This window comes from Elusimicrobiota bacterium (genome assembly GCA_016706425.1).
Taxonomy (GTDB): Bacteria; Elusimicrobiota; Elusimicrobia; order FEN-1173; family FEN-1173; genus JADJJR01.
Genome location: JADJJR010000001.1, coordinates 30653 through 47762, shown reverse-complemented (window position 1 = coordinate 47762; position 17110 = coordinate 30653). Strand labels below are relative to the sequence as shown.

At 56.3% G+C, this 17110-nt stretch carries 16 protein-coding genes and 1 tRNA gene; 13 read left to right on the top strand and 4 right to left on the bottom strand.

Features of this window, described 5'->3' with window-relative positions; genetic code table 11:
- The first annotated feature begins 133 nt into the window (after positions 1 to 133).
- From IPI56_00180 to IPI56_00160, 5 genes are all read left to right on the top strand, one after another.
- Positions 134 to 556, top strand: coding sequence for a transcriptional repressor (locus IPI56_00180; GenBank protein MBK7544157.1), 423 nt, complete (start codon positions 134 to 136; stop codon positions 554 to 556).
- A gap of 196 nt (positions 557 to 752) precedes the next feature.
- Positions 753 to 2018 carry a hypothetical protein gene (locus IPI56_00175; protein MBK7544156.1) on the top strand — a complete coding sequence of 422 codons (1266 nt, stop codon included), beginning with the start codon at positions 753 to 755 and terminating at the stop codon, positions 2016 to 2018.
- A 93-nt stretch (positions 2019 to 2111) separates the two neighbouring features.
- Entirely contained in the window at positions 2112 to 3011 is a 900-nt protein-coding gene (locus IPI56_00170) for a zinc ABC transporter substrate-binding protein (protein MBK7544155.1), read from the top strand.
- A gap of 16 nt (positions 3012 to 3027) precedes the next feature.
- Complete coding sequence (locus tag IPI56_00165; GenBank protein MBK7544154.1) at positions 3028 to 3771, top strand: metal ABC transporter ATP-binding protein; 744 nt, start codon at positions 3028 to 3030, stop codon at positions 3769 to 3771.
- Positions 3768 to 4574, top strand: coding sequence for a metal ABC transporter permease (locus IPI56_00160; GenBank protein MBK7544153.1), 807 nt, complete (start codon positions 3768 to 3770; stop codon positions 4572 to 4574). Before IPI56_00165 ends, IPI56_00160 begins: the two co-directional genes overlap by 4 nt.
- A gap of 101 nt (positions 4575 to 4675) precedes the next feature.
- Here IPI56_00160 and IPI56_00155 read toward each other — a convergent pair whose 3' ends face one another.
- The 3 genes from IPI56_00155 to IPI56_00145 all read right to left on the bottom strand — a co-directional run bounded on the left by IPI56_00155 (position 4676) and on the right by IPI56_00145 (position 7607).
- Positions 4676 to 6295, bottom strand: a complete 1620-nt coding sequence (locus IPI56_00155; protein ID MBK7544152.1) for a cbb3-type cytochrome c oxidase subunit I — start codon at positions 6293 to 6295, stop codon at positions 4676 to 4678.
- Complete coding sequence (locus tag IPI56_00150; protein MBK7544151.1) at positions 6292 to 6861, bottom strand: cytochrome C oxidase subunit II; 570 nt, start codon at positions 6859 to 6861, stop codon at positions 6292 to 6294. Before IPI56_00150 ends, IPI56_00155 begins: the two co-directional genes overlap by 4 nt.
- A gap of 77 nt (positions 6862 to 6938) precedes the next feature.
- Positions 6939 to 7607: a Crp/Fnr family transcriptional regulator gene (locus IPI56_00145; protein MBK7544150.1), complete on the bottom strand. Its 669-nt coding sequence runs from the start codon at positions 7605 to 7607 to the stop codon at positions 6939 to 6941.
- Between the two features lie 75 nt (positions 7608 to 7682).
- Between IPI56_00145 and IPI56_00140 the strand changes: the two genes are divergently transcribed.
- A tRNA-Ala gene (locus tag IPI56_00140) sits at positions 7683 to 7755 on the top strand.
- A gap of 19 nt (positions 7756 to 7774) precedes the next feature.
- Here the strand turns inward: IPI56_00140 and IPI56_00135 are convergent.
- Positions 7775 to 9199, bottom strand: coding sequence for a recombinase family protein (locus IPI56_00135; protein ID MBK7544149.1), 1425 nt, complete (start codon positions 9197 to 9199; stop codon positions 7775 to 7777).
- A 214-nt stretch (positions 9200 to 9413) separates the two neighbouring features.
- Between IPI56_00135 and IPI56_00130 the strand changes: the two genes are divergently transcribed.
- The 7 genes from IPI56_00130 (at position 9414) to IPI56_00100 (ending at position 17108) form a co-directional block, all read left to right on the top strand.
- Positions 9414 to 9599, top strand: a complete 186-nt coding sequence (locus tag IPI56_00130; GenBank protein ID MBK7544148.1) for a hypothetical protein — start codon at positions 9414 to 9416, stop codon at positions 9597 to 9599.
- A gap of 1318 nt (positions 9600 to 10917) precedes the next feature.
- Complete coding sequence (locus IPI56_00125; protein MBK7544147.1) at positions 10918 to 11976, top strand: hypothetical protein; 1059 nt, start codon at positions 10918 to 10920, stop codon at positions 11974 to 11976.
- The gene (locus tag IPI56_00120) at positions 11973 to 12251 is read left to right on the top strand and encodes a hypothetical protein (protein ID MBK7544146.1); all 279 of its coding nucleotides are present in this window, start codon (positions 11973 to 11975) and stop codon (positions 12249 to 12251) included. The genes IPI56_00125 and IPI56_00120 overlap by 4 nt, the downstream gene beginning before the upstream one ends.
- Before the next feature lie 2 nt (positions 12252 to 12253).
- Entirely contained in the window at positions 12254 to 12934 is a 681-nt protein-coding gene (locus IPI56_00115; protein ID MBK7544145.1) for a hypothetical protein, read from the top strand.
- Complete coding sequence (locus IPI56_00110) at positions 12931 to 13749, top strand: thermonuclease family protein (GenBank protein MBK7544144.1); 819 nt, start codon at positions 12931 to 12933, stop codon at positions 13747 to 13749. The genes IPI56_00115 and IPI56_00110 overlap by 4 nt, the downstream gene beginning before the upstream one ends.
- Positions 13750 to 13837: 88 nt before the next feature.
- Positions 13838 to 15118 (top strand): DUF2130 domain-containing protein, encoded by a 1281-nt coding sequence (locus IPI56_00105; GenBank protein ID MBK7544143.1) that lies wholly within the window; start codon positions 13838 to 13840, stop codon positions 15116 to 15118.
- 25 nt (positions 15119 to 15143) lie between these two features.
- Positions 15144 to 17108: an ATP-dependent endonuclease gene (locus IPI56_00100; protein ID MBK7544142.1), complete on the top strand. Its 1965-nt coding sequence runs from the start codon at positions 15144 to 15146 to the stop codon at positions 17106 to 17108.
- Positions 17109 to 17110: the final 2 nt, after the last annotated feature.

Sequence of the window (17110 nt, the reverse complement as noted above, 5' to 3'; positions counted from 1 at the left end):
TCCACCCACGCGGCGCTTCCGCAACGGCGGTCGCGAAAGCGCGATCGCGTCGAACCACTCGACCCTCCGAATATTCTCACGTCCTGGGGTTTCGCCCGTTGCGTAAATGATAATCATTTGCAATAATAAACACATGGTGCCAATAGCGAGTGATCTTCGGTTGGCTTTCGCGCAAGAGGGAAAGCGATGGACGGGGGCGCGGGAAACGGTGCTGTCCGTGTTGGAAAAGAGCGCGTTGCCGATTTCGGCCAAAGACATTTTTAAACAGGTGCACTCAAGCGGGGTGAATTTGGCTTCGATCTATCGAACGACCGAAATGCTGGCCGAGCGGGGAATCGCCATCCAAGTGGAGTCCCGAGACGGCGTGCGGCGTTTTGAATTGTCCGATCGGTATCGACCCCACCATCACCACGTGGTCTGTCGGGACTGCGGGGAGACGCGGGACGTTTCCGGGTGCGGGGTCAAAGGCATAGAGGCACGGGCGGCTCGTTCGACAGGGTTTAAGATTGTGGGGCACCAACTCAGCTTGACCGGGCTGTGCCCCCGGTGTTATTGACGGTTTTTTTTAATCTTTTATTGCAATAGGTTCTCATTAATTATTGGGGTTCCAGGTTGCCTGAAAGGGACCGAGCCCTCCGAAGTCCCGCTTAAGGGAGATGTGCGCGGATTCAACCGGCTCGAAGCGGTTCAAGAGGGGTGGGAGTCTCGGGCCATGTCATGCTCCCTCATATTGACGAAAGAGGAGAATGAAAATGAAACAGCAGGAACGCATCACATGGATGGCGGCCCTGGCCGTGGTTCTGGCCCCGGCCGTTGCGGGCGCCCAGAGCAATCCGCTGGGGACCGCGAAGATGAATCCCGACGTTTCCGCTATCGTCGATATGTTTTACACGAACGATGATACGAAAGAAGGGATAAACCACATCAAAGAAGAGATCGCGGGGTTTGCTGAAACGCCCGGGATCGTGGAGGAGCACGAGCACGCGCATGGCACGGAAGAGGGGTTCAACCTCCGGCATCTGGAGCTTCAATTCTCCGCCGCCGTGGATCCCTATTTCAAGGGGTCGGCCATCGCCGCCGTCGACATGGAAGGCGCCGAGCTGGAAACCGCCGAGGTTGAAACCACTTCTCTCCCTTGGGGGCTGACGGTGAAAGGCGGAAAATTCTACAGCAACTTCGGCTACATCAACTCCAAACACGCCCATCAGTGGGATTTTACGGACCAGACCCTGGTTTATGAACTTCTGCTCGGCGAACACGGGTTGAACGACAAGGGGCTTCAAGTGTCTTGGCTGGCGCCGACGCCGTTCTACATGCTTTTGGGAGCGGAATCTTTCCAGGGGAACAACGAGAAAATGTTCGCCTATCACGGCGACGGCTCTCTTCCCCGCCACGAGGGACCCCGGGTCGGGACCGGCTGGCTTAAAGTGTCCCCCAACCTCCCTGGAGCCCATGCTCTGCAGGTGGGCCTTTTTGCAACCAAAGGGGTCCATCAAGAAGAGCTTGATCTCGATGCGGGCGTCGATGGGGCTGACCAATTCCGGGATGGGACCAACGCCTTCCACGGGGCCGACCTCATCTACAAATTAAACAGCCCCAAAGCCTATGGCCAGAGCGATTTCTTCCTGCAAGGCGAATACATGAAGCGCAAAAAGAACATGGAAATCGTGGAAGACACCGGTCTGATTCCCGCTGTCGTGGGCACCCGCCAGGTCGACGTTCAAGACGGCTACTACGCCCAGGCGGGGTACGGAATTTTGCCCCGGTGGCGGGCCGCCGCGCGTTGGGAAGAGCTGGGTCTGACGAACAAAACGGACTTGCCCGACGGAACGTCTCTCGTCAACGGGTCGAGCCGCAAATTCTCCGGCATGGTGGACTTTACGCCCACGGAATTCTCCCGCCTGCGTCTGCAGTTCAACAACGGGTCCTACGCCACGGAGGACGGCCGCACGCACGCCTCGGAGATTTTCATGCAGTGGATGGTCTCCATCGGCGCCCACGGCGCGCACTCGTTCTAAAAAGGCTCGCCCGCTGGTCGGGCGGTTCGGTGCCCCCTCTCCCGCGCGCGGGAGAGGGGTAAGGTTCCAAAACAGCGGCACAAGGGGAATGAAATGAATAAGCTTTCGGCATTGTTCGGCATCCTGTTGTTGGGGGGCGGTGTTTATGCCGCGCCGTTAAAAGTGGTGACCACCACGCCGGACCTGGCGGATTTGGCCCGACAGGTGGGCGGAGATCGCGTGAAGGTGGATAGTTTGTCCCGGGGATCCCAGGACCCTCATTTCGTGGAAGCAAAGCCTTCCTTAATCGTGAAAGTGCGTGACGCGGACCTGTTTGTCCAGACCGGTTTGGACCTCGAGATCGGCTGGGCTCCGCTTCTGATCCAGGGGGCCCGCAATGCCCGCGTGCAAAGGGGCGCCAAAGGGTTTTTTGATGCGTCGGCCTTCATTCAACCCCTGGAGGTCCCGACCGTCGTGAGCCGGGCGGCGGGGGATGTTCACCCCGGGGGCAACCCCCACTTCCTCGCCGATCCGCACAACGCTTTGGCGGTGGTCAAAGCGTTGGGTGAGAAACTGGCCGAATTGGATCCCGCCGGAGCGGCCGTCTACAAAAAAAACGCCGGGGATTATTCCGCCCGGCTGTCGGCCAAGATCGCCGAGTGGGAAAAGCGCATGGCCCCCGCCAAGGGCGCGCGTTTTGTCAGCTACCACAAAAACTTGGTCTATTTGGCCGATCATTTCGGTCTTGTGTCGGATGGGGAAATCGAGCCCAAACCGGGAATCCCGCCCACCCCTAAACACACGGCGGACTTGATCGCCGTGATGAAAGAACGACGAACGCCGCTGATCCTCACCAATCCTCATTTCGCGCGGCGCACGCCCGACGCTTTGGCCCGGGCCACGGGAGCTGCGGTGGTGACGGTGGCGCTCACCCCGGATGCCGTGCCCGAGGCGGTGGACTATATATCCGCCGTTGAATTCAACGTCGCCGGAATTTTGCGGGCGTTAAAATGAAGTAAGCTTTTTCCCAATGCCTACCCTCATTCAGTTCGACAAGGCCAGTTTGGGCTACGGCTCGTCCACGGTTCTCCGCGACGTCAGTCTGCGGATCGACGAAGGGGAATCCGTGGGCCTCGTGGGTCCGAACGGGTGCGGGAAAACCACGTTTCTTCGGACGGTATTGGGTTTGCTCCCCCCCTTGGCCGGGCGGGTGGACCGCCGAGCGGGGCCGCGGTTCGCCTATGTTCCGCAGGCGGAGGAGATGAACCTCCTCTGGCCGTTGACCGTCAAAGACGTGGTGGAACTTCCCGCCCGGGCGAAACGCTGGGGGGGGCGGGTCGCGGCCGCGGACGCCCGCCGGGTGGGGGAGGCCCTGGCGCGCGCCGGCGTGGAGCCGATCGCGGATCAACTTTTGCGGGAGGTCTCGGGCGGACAGAGGCAGAGGACCGCCCTCGCCCAGGCCCTCGCCCAGGCGCCGGACGTCTATTTGTTGGACGAGCCCACCAAAGGGTTGGACGTGGTGGCCGAGCGGGACCTGTTGGGACTTGTCGCGGGGTTGTCGGAGGGGGGCCAGACGGTTTTTCTGGTCAGCCATTCCCTCCATATTCCGCTCAACCTTTCCAAACGGATCCTCCTCTTTCACCAGGGGGCGGTGATCTCCTCGACGGCGGAGGAAATCTATCGATCGAAACGGTTGGAGGAAGTGTACGGGGTGCCATTCGTCCACATGGAACAAAACGGGCACCGGTGGGTTGTGCCCGAGGGGGCCCGATGAGTTTCCTGGAATTGCCGTTCATGCGGACCGCATTCGCCGCGGGTCTCTTCGCGGGCACGGCCCTGTCCGTCATCGGGATTTTCTCGGCGACGCGGAGCGTGGCCTTTTCCGGGTTGGCGGCCTCGCAACTGGCGGCCCTGGGCGGCGTGGTGGGAGTTGTTCTGGGTCTTCATGTGGGCGCGAGCGTTTTCTCCTGGTCCTTCGTCGTGGCGGGGTTGATGGTCCTGGCCTTTCTGTCGCGTTCCCGAAAAACCTCGGCGGACAGTTGGGTGGCGACCCTCTATGTCCTGGGCGCGGCCCTGGCGGTCTTGGTGTTGTCCAAATCCCCGCGCGGCGAGAGCGAGGCCCTCGGGGTGTTTTTTGGAAATATTTTGTCCCTGGGAACCCTGGAAGTGTGGGAAGCGGGGGCGCTGTTCATTTTAACCCTGGCGGGGCTGGCGTTGTGGTTTCGCCGTTGGGTTTGGCTGGCCTTCGACCCCGTGGGCGCGGAAGTGGCGGGTCTTCGGGCGGGGCTGTGGAACGGGATCTTCCACGTCTTCTTCGCGGCGGCGCTCACGCTCTCCATCCATATCTTTGGGGTCTTGCTCTCTTTCGCCTATCTCATCCTGCCGGCGACGGCGGGGCTCCTGCTGGTGCGGCGGACACGGACCCTGGTGATCTTTTGCGCGGCGTATTCGGCCCTCGTCACGGTGGTGGGGTTCGAAATGTCTTTCCGGTGGGATTTCCCGACGGGGCCCTTCGTTTCCGCTCTCTTGGCCGTCGGGGCGATCGGCGCCCGGTTGTACAAAGCCAAGGAAACGTAAAATGCCAGTGGGCATTTTATGGGTGGATGACCCCAACAGCCCCGCCCTAAAGTAAAACTCCCCCGCCGGGGTCTCCGGCGGGGGAGGGGGGTAAACAGAATTTAGGCGGAGGGAACCAAGTCTTTCGTGTTCAACTTGGCGGGGAGGAAAATGCCGACCACCCCGCGCAGGCCCACGCTCATCACGATATTGAAGAAAAACGCCAGGAACCCCAGCAACAAGAGGGACCCGGAGAGCGCGGCCAGGATCATGTAACCCGAAAACTCCCCGTTGAAGTACATGGTGCGCCGCAACATGCCGTGCAGGCCGGCCATGCCCATGAACGCCCCCATGCCGATCCCCCCCAGCAAATGAGACCAGAAATGCAGGTTGACGAGCTTTTGGCTGTACAATTCCGCCCCGTTGGTCAACAGGGGGAGCAAGTAGTACACCGCCGCGTAGAGGGTCATGGTGAGGCCAACCAGGACCGCCACGTGAACGTGAGGCCCCACGATCCACTGGGTGTTGTGGAGGATGCGGTTGAGGCCGAGGTCCGCCTGCATGATGCCCGCGGGAACCGCGAGCGCGAAGCCCAAAAGCCCGCCAAGGAGGAATTTCAGAGGGTTCGTCATTTTCAGCGGCCGCGCGCTCCAGAGCGTGACCAGCGTGATCGTGAAAGCCAACCCCTGGGTGATCAGTTCGAACGCCGTCACCATCTCCCCCGAGAGGATCTTAAGGATTCCCGGCTGAGCCTGGTCCGACATCAGGTGATGGGACCAGACCGTCCAGGACACCACCATTTCGACAAAAAGCGCCGCTCGGGCGACGTTTTCCATGAAAAGCTTTTTCCCGCTGATCAACGTGGCCATCAGATACCAGGTGCCGGCCACGTAGATCAAAACCAGGCCGTCGGCGATCAAGTCGAGACCCCACCAAAACCAGTTCTTGTACAGGAGCGCGTCGACCGCGGAATGTTTGAGGCTGTGGCCGGACAGCTCGGCAACCATGTACACCAAAATCAGAACGCCGGTGAACAGGATAATCCCGGCGTTGAGAGCGGTGTCCACGGTTCCCCGGGCGATGGCCGCCACCGGCAGGGAGACCGGGTGTTCTTTTTTCTCTCGAGAAAAGAGGCTCCGCAACCCCGTCAACCCCAGGGCGGACGCCAACAGAGCGCCCGCGGGTTGTGGGGGAAACCCGGCCGGCGTGTACGTGATCGTCTTGAATACATTGATCACGAAAAGCGCGGTGCCGACCATAACCAGGGCGATGCCGAGAATGAAAAACGTTCCCCCCACGACACTGAATTGGGTGAAATCCGCTGGAAGCGGCCAATAGAGCGTGTAGAGCGGCGCGTAGTGGCTGATGAACGCGGCGCCCCAGAACGTCAATGTCCCGACGGCCAGGAGTCCGCAGGTCCAATTCGCGGCTTTGATGCTCCAGAGGGGTTTTTTCATCAAGAAAGGCACCAGGAAAAGGAACGCGCCGAAGACCACGGAATACGTGGACCCGAAAATCCCCACGAGGGGATGCGCGGTCAGGATCGCGTAATAATGCCCGGGGGGAAATGGCGGCAGGGGCTTCACGAGGGACACCCGCATGATCATGCCTTCGACCACCGCGATCCCGTACCAGAGAAGCCCCACCACCACGAACCGCAGGGTCATTTTTTGCATGGGGGTCAATGTGTCCGGCTTGAACAGATCTTTGGTGCCGCGCACCAGGGTTTGAAGAAAAGTCATGGGAGGACCTCGCCGGCTTTTTCAACCACTTCGATGACGTCTTTTTCGATCATTTGAATTCCTTTCGGGCCTGAATATTCCGTCGAGCGGATGGTGTAAAGCCCGGGAACTTCAAAGTGCCAGAGGAGGTCGTTGCGGTGGCCGGGCAAAACCTGCATTTGGAAGAGCATGGATTGGTCCGGGCGAAACACACCGAAGCCGTAGGTGAGGTCGTCGGACGTCACGTTGAAGAGGACCTTTTCCCCCGCGACGATGGTCATTTTATCCGCGGGGAGAGTGAATTTGTGCGCGGCCACGCGGATGTCGAAAGTCTTGTCGGCCGCGATGTGGGCGCGGTTTAAATCCAATTTTTTCCACGGGATGGTTTCGTGCGTCACGATGTGGAGCGACACCCCCACCGTCACCAACGCGCCCACCACCGTGTGGAAAACCCAGTTCGGGATAAGCTTAAGCGAGCCGTCGCGCGTGACTTTGTACGCGAACCAGGCCATGCCGGCCATCACGGCCAGAACGTAGGCGGTGTAGCCGACCGTCTGCCCCCACAGCACAAGCTTTGAATCGATCATGGTTGTGTCCTTTCCTTGTCGGTGCGCCGCCGGAGGCGGAGCGATGGGGAAAGGATAAGCCTTGCGGAGGAAGGGGACTATGCGCTCGGACAGGTTTGGGGCGAGGCGATCGCGCGAAGGGCGGCGGGGTCCAGCACCGCCACGCGTTTCCATCCCGTGCGCACGAGCCCGCGTTTGGAAAATTGGGAAAGGACGCGGATCGCTGTTTCCGGAATGCACCCCGCGAGTTCGGCCACGTCTTCCCGGCGGAGACGGACATCGACACCCGGGTTCGGCGACAGGCGAAGCAGGACGTGCGCAACCCGGCGTTCCACGGGAGCGTTCGCCAGGGCGCGCATCTCTTGGGCGTGTCGCACCCGCTCGCCCAGCGCCGCCAGCGCGGCCCGGGCGAAAACGCGATGGCCTTGAAACAGGGTCTCAAACACCGCCGGAGAAATTTCGTCGGTTTCGGAAGGTTCCAGCGCCAACGCGGTCGCGGGGTACGGGCGGCGGTCCAGAACCGCCACCAGACCGAACCATTCCCCGGGGCGGGCCAGTTCCATGGCGAGCGGGCGGTCCGAAGGGGACTGTTTGAATATTTTGATCAATCCCGCGCGCAGGAGGAAGGCCCCGCGCGGGGGATCGCCCTCGTTGAAAACCGCCGTTCCCCGGGGGTGGCGACGACGTACAAAGGCCCGGGTGGCCCGGCGGGCGACGCCGTCGGGAAGGCACGCCAGGATCCCCGCCGTCGGATCGGTAAATTGCATAGGGGAATTATAGCGGATCGGGGGGACGGCGAAAACTTTCGAGGGTGTGGTATAATAAACGCTCGATTCCCTCACGGGGCTGTAGCTCAGCTGGGAGAGCGCGTCCTTCGCAAGGACGAGGCCGTCGGTTCGATCCCGATCAGCTCCACTTTCTTTCTGAATCAAACTCACCAAAAGAGTCCAACTTCATTCCGAGGTTGGGCTCTTTCTTTTGGGCGGGCACGGGCAGGACGGAAGCGGACACCACACAACGCACGGCGGAACGAAAGAACGTCCGATTCTCCCAATTCTCCGTCGATCGGAAGCCCCCACCGAAACCGAACTGTGATGCGGTCCTTGCCGTAAAAAACCTTTTCGATTCGTTCCCGGACGCTCAACGATTTTTCAATTCCGGTTTTGCGCGCGCAGGTTTTCACATGCCGTTGGAGTGCTTTTTGCAGAATTTCGGGGGTCAAAACGCTGTTACATTGTAACGGTTCGATCCCGTTTTCAGGGGGCTGTTGCAATAGAAGTTTCAGGTAAAGCGGGTCCCCGGAGAGCCGGACGATGTTTTGGTGGATGATCTCCTCCAGCCGAGGAGCGCTAATCTGGCGGGTGGAGCAAGCGTTCCATCCTTTGTGATTCGTTGCTGTGCAACGATAATAAAAATAGCGGCGGCTTCCCTCCGGGGTCTTCTTGTCTGTAAAAGAAACGCTCATGCTGGAACGGCATTCCGTGCATTCCACCAGGCCGGAATAGGGGAGATGGTGATAAGAAGACCCCGGCCGCTTGGCCTCTTGGGTTTCCTGGGCCAACAACCCTTGGACGTGGTTAAACAGAGTTTCGGAAATAATGGGGGAATGGACGCCTGGAAGAACTTTCCCCTTGTAGGACACTTTTCCCGCCACCGCCGGATTTTTTAAAACTCGCCAAACAAAAGAGTCGCTGAGGGTGGTCCGCTCGTGCCAAGAGTCCCGAATGGCCAAGGTCACTTGGTGTGCGGAGCCCAGTTCGACGTATTTTTCAAAGATGTATCGGACCACCCGGGCGCGGCGAAAATCAACAACCAGTTTGCCGGTTTCCTTTTTATAGCCGTAGGGCGGGCGGCCTCCATTGTATAGTCCGCGTTGGGCGCGTTGAGCAAATTTATCCCGAATGCGTTCCGAGGCCAGCTCCCGCTCGAATTGGGCGAAAGTCAGCATAATGTTGCGCAAAAGCCGCCCGGCGGGGGTGGACGTGTCAAAGCGCTCCGTCACGGAAATAAACCCGACATTGTGGGCGTCGAAAATTTCGATGAGCTGGTAAAAATCCCGTGGGGAGCGCGTTAGACGGTCGATTTTGTAGGTGATCACCATGTCGATTCGATCGTTTTTAATGTCGGCAATTAAGTTTTTAAGCGCCGGTCGGTTGAGATTGGCCCCGGTGAAGCCTGGGTCGGAATAAACATTGGCAAGTTCGAACCCTTCTTGGCTTTTGATGAACGAGTGGATGCGGTCGTTTTGAGCCTCGCAGGAATTAAACTCGACCTCGGCCTGTTGGTCGGTGGAAACACGGGTGTAAATGGCGCATCGGATGGGTTTAGTGGCTTGGTTTTGATTTGAAGTTAGAATCATAAGACCCCCTGGACTTTTGTAACGACAAAAACCCTTCGTAGGTAAATTCGTTTAACAGTCGGAGCAGAGAATCGGACAGGATCGGATCTTTTTTTGACAGAGCGAGAATAAAGTCCACGGCCACCCCCTGCTGGTAAGGCGCAGTAATATATTACACAACTAGCATAAACGGTGCTAGATGTTCTGTCAACGCCCGAATTGTTAAGGTAACGCCATGAGCCCCAGCGAAAAGCCCGTGATCACAGGCACCGACTTCTACAAGAAAAAAGGATTTGTTAAAGCGTTGACGCTCCATTTGACGGAGACGCTTTACGAGGCACTGAGGAAAAAGGCTTTTGAAGAACGATCCTCTTTGCAGGTGATGGCCCGCAAGGCCTTGGAGAAAGGCCTGAAGAAGTAGGCGGGCTTTCTCGGCCCGCCCCGCCGGGGAGGGAACGGGAGGGGTCCGACAGTCCCCCGGCCCGCTGGGATCGGGGGAAGCAGGGGGAAGGGACCGCTTTGGGGTTGCGCGCGCGGTGTTGGAATTGAAAAATCGTTGAGCGTCCGGGAACGAATCGAAAAGGTTTTTTACGGCAAGGACCGCATCACAGTTCGGTTTCGGTGGGGGCTTCCGATCGACGGAGAATTGGGAGAATCGGACGTTCTTTCGTCCGCCGTGCGTTGTGTGGTGTCCGCTTCCGTCCTGCCCGTGCCCGCCCAAAAGAAAGAGCCCAACCTCGGAATGAAGTTGGACTCTTTTGGTGAGTTTGATTCAGAAAGAAAGTGGAGCAAATTAGAGCGGCCGCCAACTTTTGACCTGTCGATGCCCCATTTGACACATGATTATTGGACGAACTATCGCTTAACGGGGCAATACAACCTGCGGCCCACCTTGTAGGGATCGATCGGCCTGTTGCGAAGGGAGGGGGGACCCGGTGGGCCCCCAACCTGCCGCGTGTGTAGGGGGTGCGGAGCTCGACCAACCTTTGCGGCGGGTGTTGCCGCCGCCGTGGCCGTGTTACTTTTCGACCGCTATACGGGCCCTTTTCCACCGCTGAATCATTCGATCCATTCCCCTTTGAAAGACAGTGGCAAGGGGTTGAGCCTTGCCGCGCAAACCTTCCGCCGATGGCGGCGGTGTTGGACGGGAAACCCCCGCGCGATAGCGCGGCGGCCGGGAAAGAAAAACCTCCGGCGGAACAGCGGAGAAAACCCCGGCCGTTGGCCGGGAGAAAGACAGCGCACACTGCGGTTGATCTGTTTGTTGGGAAAACCCCGGACGCGGCTTGCTTCGGTTGGACGCTGAAAAACAGGTGCGCGGGCCGCGCGTCGGCACGAGGAGCGCGCGCCGCCGCCCGGCCCGCTTGGCGTGTGGGCGGACTGGGACGCGGGCCGCTCCGCCTGAAAAGCTGGAGAAAACCGGGCCGCCCCGCGCCCGCAGGTAAAGCGTGCGCGGTCGCCGGGCTTGGCGTGGTGAGCCGTGGGACGCTGCCCGCTGCGCTTGAGCCCCCATCAGCCCTGTGCGCCGCCGCCGGGGCCGAGCCCCGTCGTCGGCCTTGCCTGGCCTGGGGTCAAGGCCGTTGGCCTCGCCCCTCCCATCGGTCGCGCGCGCCTTTGACTTTTGTTTTTCTGGTTTTGATTTTGCCCCAACAAGCCCGGCACGTGGAACGCGACGGGTTGGTGGGGCGTTTTTAGTAATATGAGGATTCCACCTCGTGGGTTCTTCTGCCGGGAGGCCTATGATTAAAAACCTGTTGTGGTCTCTGTTGTTTGTGTCGTCGATCGCGTCCGCGTCGTCCTATGAACATCCGCTCCAACGCGGCGGCGGCAATCCTTCCACCGCCCCTGATTTCCCACTAAAGTTGACCAACTACCTCTCCGCCATGGGCGGGGGAGTCTCCGGCGAGGAGCTTCTACAAAGTTATTACGGCGACCGAAGAAATATCGCCTTCCCGGATTTGGTCTTGGCGTTTGGAAAAACAGACCCCTACCCCGTCATGTCCCTCTGGCATCGGGGGAAACAAACCGACCGGCTCTCCAACGAAGTGTTTTTGTATGTGGTGGTATTTGTGGAGGAGGGCGCCCCGGTTTTGAACCAAAAACCAGCCGTTCCAGACACCCCCGTCACAATGGCCGGGGATTCCCGCGACGTTTGTTTTAAAGAACCGAGCCAATTTCAAGTCCGACTGGAAGGCCTGGTCTACGAAAAGGAAAAAGACTCCGGCATTAACGCCATGGAGGTCATCAAGCTGTACACGGGCAAAGAGCCCCAACGGTATGGCCAACGCCCGTTGGAAGGCGTCTGCGCCGCCGTAGATATGACAAAGGCGGAGCCGATCCCGGGGACTACAATCCGAAAAGCCATCATCAAGTTCCCTCTGGAAAAGGAATCGGTCTATCGCCTAAACGTCCACCAAACCGGAAACCAACAAAGCAGTGACTTCCACTTTTCGAACATCCGCCTATCCTTATTCGGTGCCGGTGTTGGCGCGGGGGCGGCCAATAAACAGGACAACTTCACAAAGGCCAGCGTTAAGCCCTACATCTTCGCCCATGTTTATGTGTCCAAAGCATTCAACCCGTGGAACCGATCCATAGCAATCGTGGCGGGAATCCCGATTGAAAACAAAGTGGAAGAGGCGATGGTGGGCGCAAGATGGAGCCCGGCCAACGAATGGAAAGCCCCCGACGTGTCGCGGTTCGGTCTAATCATCGGGAGCCACTATCACCGCCCCACTGGGGAATACAAAGACCAACGCCAGTGGCGGACATTCATTGGCCTGGACTACAAACTGTGAAAAGAAAAACCACAAACAAAGAGCCCATCCCCATCAAACGACGAGTGGAGCTGGACGTCCTGCGCTTAGAGGGACAAATCCAGTCGCTAAAAGAACGGCTCGGCTTCACCGATTGGCGGAAAGTCCTGATGTTGGCCGTGTGCATTGAAGGCGCGACGGATCGCCTGATCCGCGATTTGGTAGCTTTACACCTGGACTCTTGGGCCGATGGTGTGACGGACGAAAAGAAGCTGGAAATGGACGAGATTTTGAAGGTTGTGTTGAGGAGAATGTAGTAATGAAATCATCCATAATGATTATGATGGGGTGGTTGGCCGTTCTTGTACTTTTCTCTGGCTATGCAATTAAACAAGAGTGGATATCGTTTCATTCCGCGCTTTCAGGATTTCTAGCCGCTTCTGTTTCATTAATCTCGTCCTTAATTATTTGGACACTTTCAGAAGCCAAGAAAAAAGCAGATAAAGAAAAAGGGTTGAAAGAGGAGACCACAAGAATCATGCAGCAATTGGCGGCGGAAATTGGCGAAAATCTTAAGCTTTGTGAAACAATGCGTAAATACATGCATGAAATCTCCTCAATGAGCCCAGGCGCATTTCAAAAAACACGAATCGTACTTTTTGAAACATTCCATTTGAATCTAACCGAAAGAGCGTATGACGAAGTTGTCACCCGGATTGCGGACAGCGACACCATCAAGGAATTGAGAAATTTTAATCAAACACTTAAATATGGGGCTCAACTGCTTAGGGCAACCGCGAGGAGTATCCAAAATGAAGTGCCCAAGACGCTTGAGCGCTCTTTTTCGGTTTCGTGGCACCCGCAATTGTTTCAAGAAGCGTTAAAGAAATCCGTAGATAATAATCCCTGGTGGCAGCATCTTGACGTGATTCTGGCTGAAATTGAAAAGCACAAAGAAACTTTTCTCCCTAAAATGCAGGATTTGGCAAAACAAAAGTGAGCCAGCCAAATATTATTTCTGACTCCGGTTACGCCAAGCTTTTCTCCGATCTCCGAAAATTGTGGGAATCGGGGAAGGGCCGGGCGCGGGCGGCGGTGAATCATCAGCTTTTGGTGACCTATTGGGAGATGGGTGGGCGGATGGCGATGGAAAACCTCTCCGAAAACGCGGGGTATGGGCGGGCGATCATCACTCGCTTAGCTCGGGACATGGGGACCGACATCACGACCTTGTACCGGTGCATCCAATTTCACGAAACCTATTCGATGGTGCCGAAAAGCGACCACTTAACGTGGAGCCATTTTCGGGTTTTGTTGTCACTGAAAGACCCGGCGGAACGGAGGCGATTTGCGGAACTGGCCGAAAAGAACCGCTGGACGCGGGACCGGTTGATTGAAGCAATCGAAGACAGCCACGACGAGACGGACAACAAGGGCAAAAAGACCAAACAGCTGAAGCGCCCGGAGGGCGCGGATTACGTGTTCAAAGCCACGGTGCTGGATGTGGTGGATGGCGATTCGTTGGTTTTGGACATTGATTGTGGCTTTGACATCAAAAAGAAACAGCGGGTACGTCTGGCCCATGTGGATGCGCCTCCGATTGAATCCACGGATGGAATAGCGGCGGCGAATTATGTTCGCAATCAATTGGCCATGGCGGAGTTCGTGGTGGTGAAAACAACAAAGGTGGACATCTACGGCCGATACTTGGCCGACATATTCTATTCCCACAATCCCAAGGCGGAGATTGGGGAAGTCTATCGGAAGGGGCTGTATTTGAACCAGGAATTACTGGATAAAGGTTCGGCAGTGTAGGGGAATAGTAAAATCAAGCTTTATCACTTTGTGGGTGCAGGTTGGAAAATAAAAATTAGGAAAACACGTGGAATAGGAACATGGTGCCATGGAACCGACAATAATCTGCCCTAAGTGCAAACAAGAAATAAAACTGACGGAATCTTTAGCGGCTCCATTGGTGGAGTCCACCCGGCGGGAATACGAGAAGCGTTTGGCCGAAAAAGACGCGGAGGTCTCGAAAAGAGAATCGGAGATTCGAGATCGAGAGGACGCCGTTGCCAAGGCCAGGATGGGCTTGGACGAGCAGGTAGCGGGCAAGGTAAAAGCCGAGCGGGCAAAAATCGCAACGGAAGAAGCAGCCAAGGCTCGGCTAACCTTGGCGACGGATTTGGATCAAAAGGCAAAGCAAATATCGGACCTGAACGAAGTCTTAAAGGCAAGAGACGCGAAGCTTGCCGAGGCGCTCAAAGCCGAAGCGGATTTGGTGCGAAAACAAAGGGAACTTGACGACGCCAAGCGGGCAATGGACCTGAATATCGAGCGTAAAGTTCAGGCAGGGTTGTCTTCGGTGCGGGAGCAGGCCCGGAAAGAAACCGAGGAATCCATGAACCTCCGTCTCTCCGAAAAAGAACAGATCATCCATTCAATGAAGAAACAGTTGGAAGAGGCCCAACGGCGGGCCGAGCAAGGGTCCCAACAGCTACAAGGAGAAGTTTTGGAATTGGAATTAGAAGCACTAATCAGAAGCAAATTCCCCCGTGACACGATCGAGGCAGTGCCAAAAGGCGAATTCGGCGGGGACATCATTCACAAAGTTATTGGCCCCACGGGGCAGGTGTGTGGAACGATTTTGTGGGAATCAAAAAGGACAAAGAATTGGTCCGATGGTTGGCTTCCGAAACTTCGGGAGGATCAGAGGGCGGCGAAGGCCGAAGCGGCGCTCCTCATCTCCCAAACCCTGCCGAAGGGGGTGGAAAGTTTTGACCAGGTGGAGGGCGTTTGGATTGCGCACCCGAGAGTGGCTTTGCCCGTGGCGGCCATGCTTCGCCAAATCCTAATCGAGGTCAACACCGCCCGCCAAGTTTCCGACGGACAACAAACCAAAACCCAGATAATCTATCAATACCTAACGGGGCCGCGATTCCGGCAACGGGTGGAGGGCATCGTTGAGGCGTTTACGTCGATGAAGACTGACCTGGATGTGGAGAAAAAAGCAATAACCAAACAATGGGCTAAACGTGAAGAGCAGATCGAACGGGTTATGCAGGGAACTGTTGGCATGTACGGAGATTTGCAGGGGATTGCGGGGAAGACATTGCAAGAAATCGAAGGATTGAGCCTAAAAAACCTAGAAGGCCCGGTGTCCAGAAAAAAGGGGAGCGATTGAAGGTAGACCACCGGGATTCTCTGAAATGAGAATCGCAAAAATTCGGGTAGCCAATTTCCGATCCATTCTTGATGCCACTCTGGAATGCGGGCCGTTGACTATCCTCATAGGGTGTAATGGTGCCGGAAAATCATCCTTTCTTCAGGCATTGCGGATGTTTATGGAAACATCCACCTCTTTTGTTCCCACAAACGAAGATTTTTATAATCGAGACCAGACCAAAGAAATCCTCATTGAGGTAACTTTTTGTGATCTGGCTAACGATGAAAAGGCGGAATTTAAGAGCTATCTCGATAAGAATGAAACCCTCGTTGTTCAAAAACGGTTTCCAGGGGGGGAGTACTACGGTCAAACCTTCGGTTGTGCCGAACTCGAGCCTGTGAGAGAAAAAATACGGCAAAAAGCATCTAAAGTTTCCGACCATGCCCAAGTATTGAAAAGTTTGGTTGATACTGGGAAGTTCCCGGGATTGCAGGCCGTCACAAGGAACATTGATGAAGAACTGAAACGCTGGGAAGGGGAAAACGTTTCAAGATGCTCGCAATATTTTAGGGCCGGGGAATTCCAGGGGCCACAGAATATTGCAGGTGGGAAGGTCAAGGGGCGGACGCAGTTCGTTTATATTCCTCCGGTCCGGGAGGCGGATCTGGATGCATCTGGGGTGGGGAAGCAGACCCCCCTGGGCGCACTTGTGACACCCCTCTTAACGGCCATGACCGAACGCAACGCAGACATCGCTAAGGTCAAGGCGGAGGTCCAGAAAGGATACGATGAATATCGAACGATGGTTCAGGGCGCAGGTGAAAAGGAAACGTTGGAGAAAGAGCTGACCAGTGTTTTGCGTCGATATGATCAAGAAACTTCGGCTACCGTTCAGCTCCAATTGGATCCGGAAATTCCTCTGCCTCCTCCGAAACCAAGCGTTTGGCTTAAAGAAGATGGCTTTGACGGTGAAGTCTCCCGGAAAGGCCATGGGCTCCAAAGGCTTTTCATCTTTTCGATCCTGGAACTCTACGAAAAGAGCAGGAAAGGCCCGGTGGATAATGGAGAGGGAAAGGGGATACTCCTGGCGATTGAAGAACCTGAGCTTTATCAACACCCAGCACGGTCCAGAGCAATTTCCAGGATTTTCAAAGAACTTTGCTTTCCCCAAGGAAAAACAAATTTTCCGTTTCAAATTCTTCTGACAACACATTCCCCCTATTTCATTGACTTAGAAAAGTTTGACGGTATACGAAGAATTGAGAAAGCAGATTCTGGCCGAGAAGGCCCGATGCAAACTGTGGTCCACAAGACGGATCTGAAGATCGTGGGACAAAAGGTGACTGAGGCCCTGGGCGAAAAGACAGAAGTCACAGATTCCAGCGCATGGGCCAGGATGAGAGCCAATATGGGGTTGAAGGGGAGCGAGGCGCTTTTTGCGGAGGGGATCATCCTGGTCGAAGGGGTCGAGGATGAAGCGATATTAAGCGCCTGCGCGGATCATCACAAGGTTTCACTGGACGCTGAAGGCATCGCCATTCTTCCCGTCGAAGGAAAGAATAAGTTGCCATGGCTTTTGGTCCTTTGCCGAGAACTGAACATTAAAACCTATACAATTTTCGATGCAGACATAGATAAAGTAGAAAAGAAGAAAGAGAAGGAGAAGGATAAAGATTTGGCTTTGAACAATGGACTTCTTAAGTTACTAGGGCACTCACCAAACAGACAATTAGAGACTCTTGTCACTCCAGCCGGATGCGTCTGGAAGACAAACTTCGCCGATGAAGTAAAGGCGGATTTCGGAGAGGCTGAATGGGAGTCTGCTTTCAAAAAGGCCTGCGATGAATTCGGAATCGAAGCAGCGCGTGGAAAAAAGAAATTTGCCTTACTCTATCGAACAGCCGAAACCCTCCTTTCCAGTGGGAAACAGCCTGCACAACTTGAAAATCTGTGGTCTGCGATTAGCCAGTATTTTAATTTTCCTGGGATGAAGTCGCCAGGCAATTAACC

Coding starts and splice junctions, on each gene's coding strand:
- IPI56_00155 (MBK7544152.1), bottom strand. CDS start 6,295: ATGACTTTTCTTCAAACCCTGGTGCGCGGCACCAAAGATCTGTTCAAG.
- IPI56_00170 (MBK7544155.1), top strand. CDS start 2,112: ATGAATAAGCTTTCGGCATTGTTCGGCATCCTGTTGTTGGGGGGCGGT.
- IPI56_00125 (MBK7544147.1), top strand. CDS start 10,918: ATGATTAAAAACCTGTTGTGGTCTCTGTTGTTTGTGTCGTCGATCGCG.
- IPI56_00135 (MBK7544149.1), bottom strand. CDS start 9,199: ATGATTCTAACTTCAAATCAAAACCAAGCCACTAAACCCATCCGATGC.
- IPI56_00130 (MBK7544148.1), top strand. CDS start 9,414: ATGAGCCCCAGCGAAAAGCCCGTGATCACAGGCACCGACTTCTACAAG.
- IPI56_00165 (MBK7544154.1), top strand. CDS start 3,028: ATGCCTACCCTCATTCAGTTCGACAAGGCCAGTTTGGGCTACGGCTCG.
- IPI56_00160 (MBK7544153.1), top strand. CDS start 3,768: ATGAGTTTCCTGGAATTGCCGTTCATGCGGACCGCATTCGCCGCGGGT.
- IPI56_00105 (MBK7544143.1), top strand. CDS start 13,838: ATGGAACCGACAATAATCTGCCCTAAGTGCAAACAAGAAATAAAACTG.
- IPI56_00150 (MBK7544151.1), bottom strand. CDS start 6,861: ATGATCGATTCAAAGCTTGTGCTGTGGGGGCAGACGGTCGGCTACACC.
- IPI56_00145 (MBK7544150.1), bottom strand. CDS start 7,607: ATGCAATTTACCGATCCGACGGCGGGGATCCTGGCGTGCCTTCCCGAC.
- IPI56_00100 (MBK7544142.1), top strand. CDS start 15,144: ATGAGAATCGCAAAAATTCGGGTAGCCAATTTCCGATCCATTCTTGAT.
- IPI56_00115 (MBK7544145.1), top strand. CDS start 12,254: ATGAAATCATCCATAATGATTATGATGGGGTGGTTGGCCGTTCTTGTA.
- IPI56_00180 (MBK7544157.1), top strand. CDS start 134: ATGGTGCCAATAGCGAGTGATCTTCGGTTGGCTTTCGCGCAAGAGGGA.
- IPI56_00175 (MBK7544156.1), top strand. CDS start 753: ATGAAACAGCAGGAACGCATCACATGGATGGCGGCCCTGGCCGTGGTT.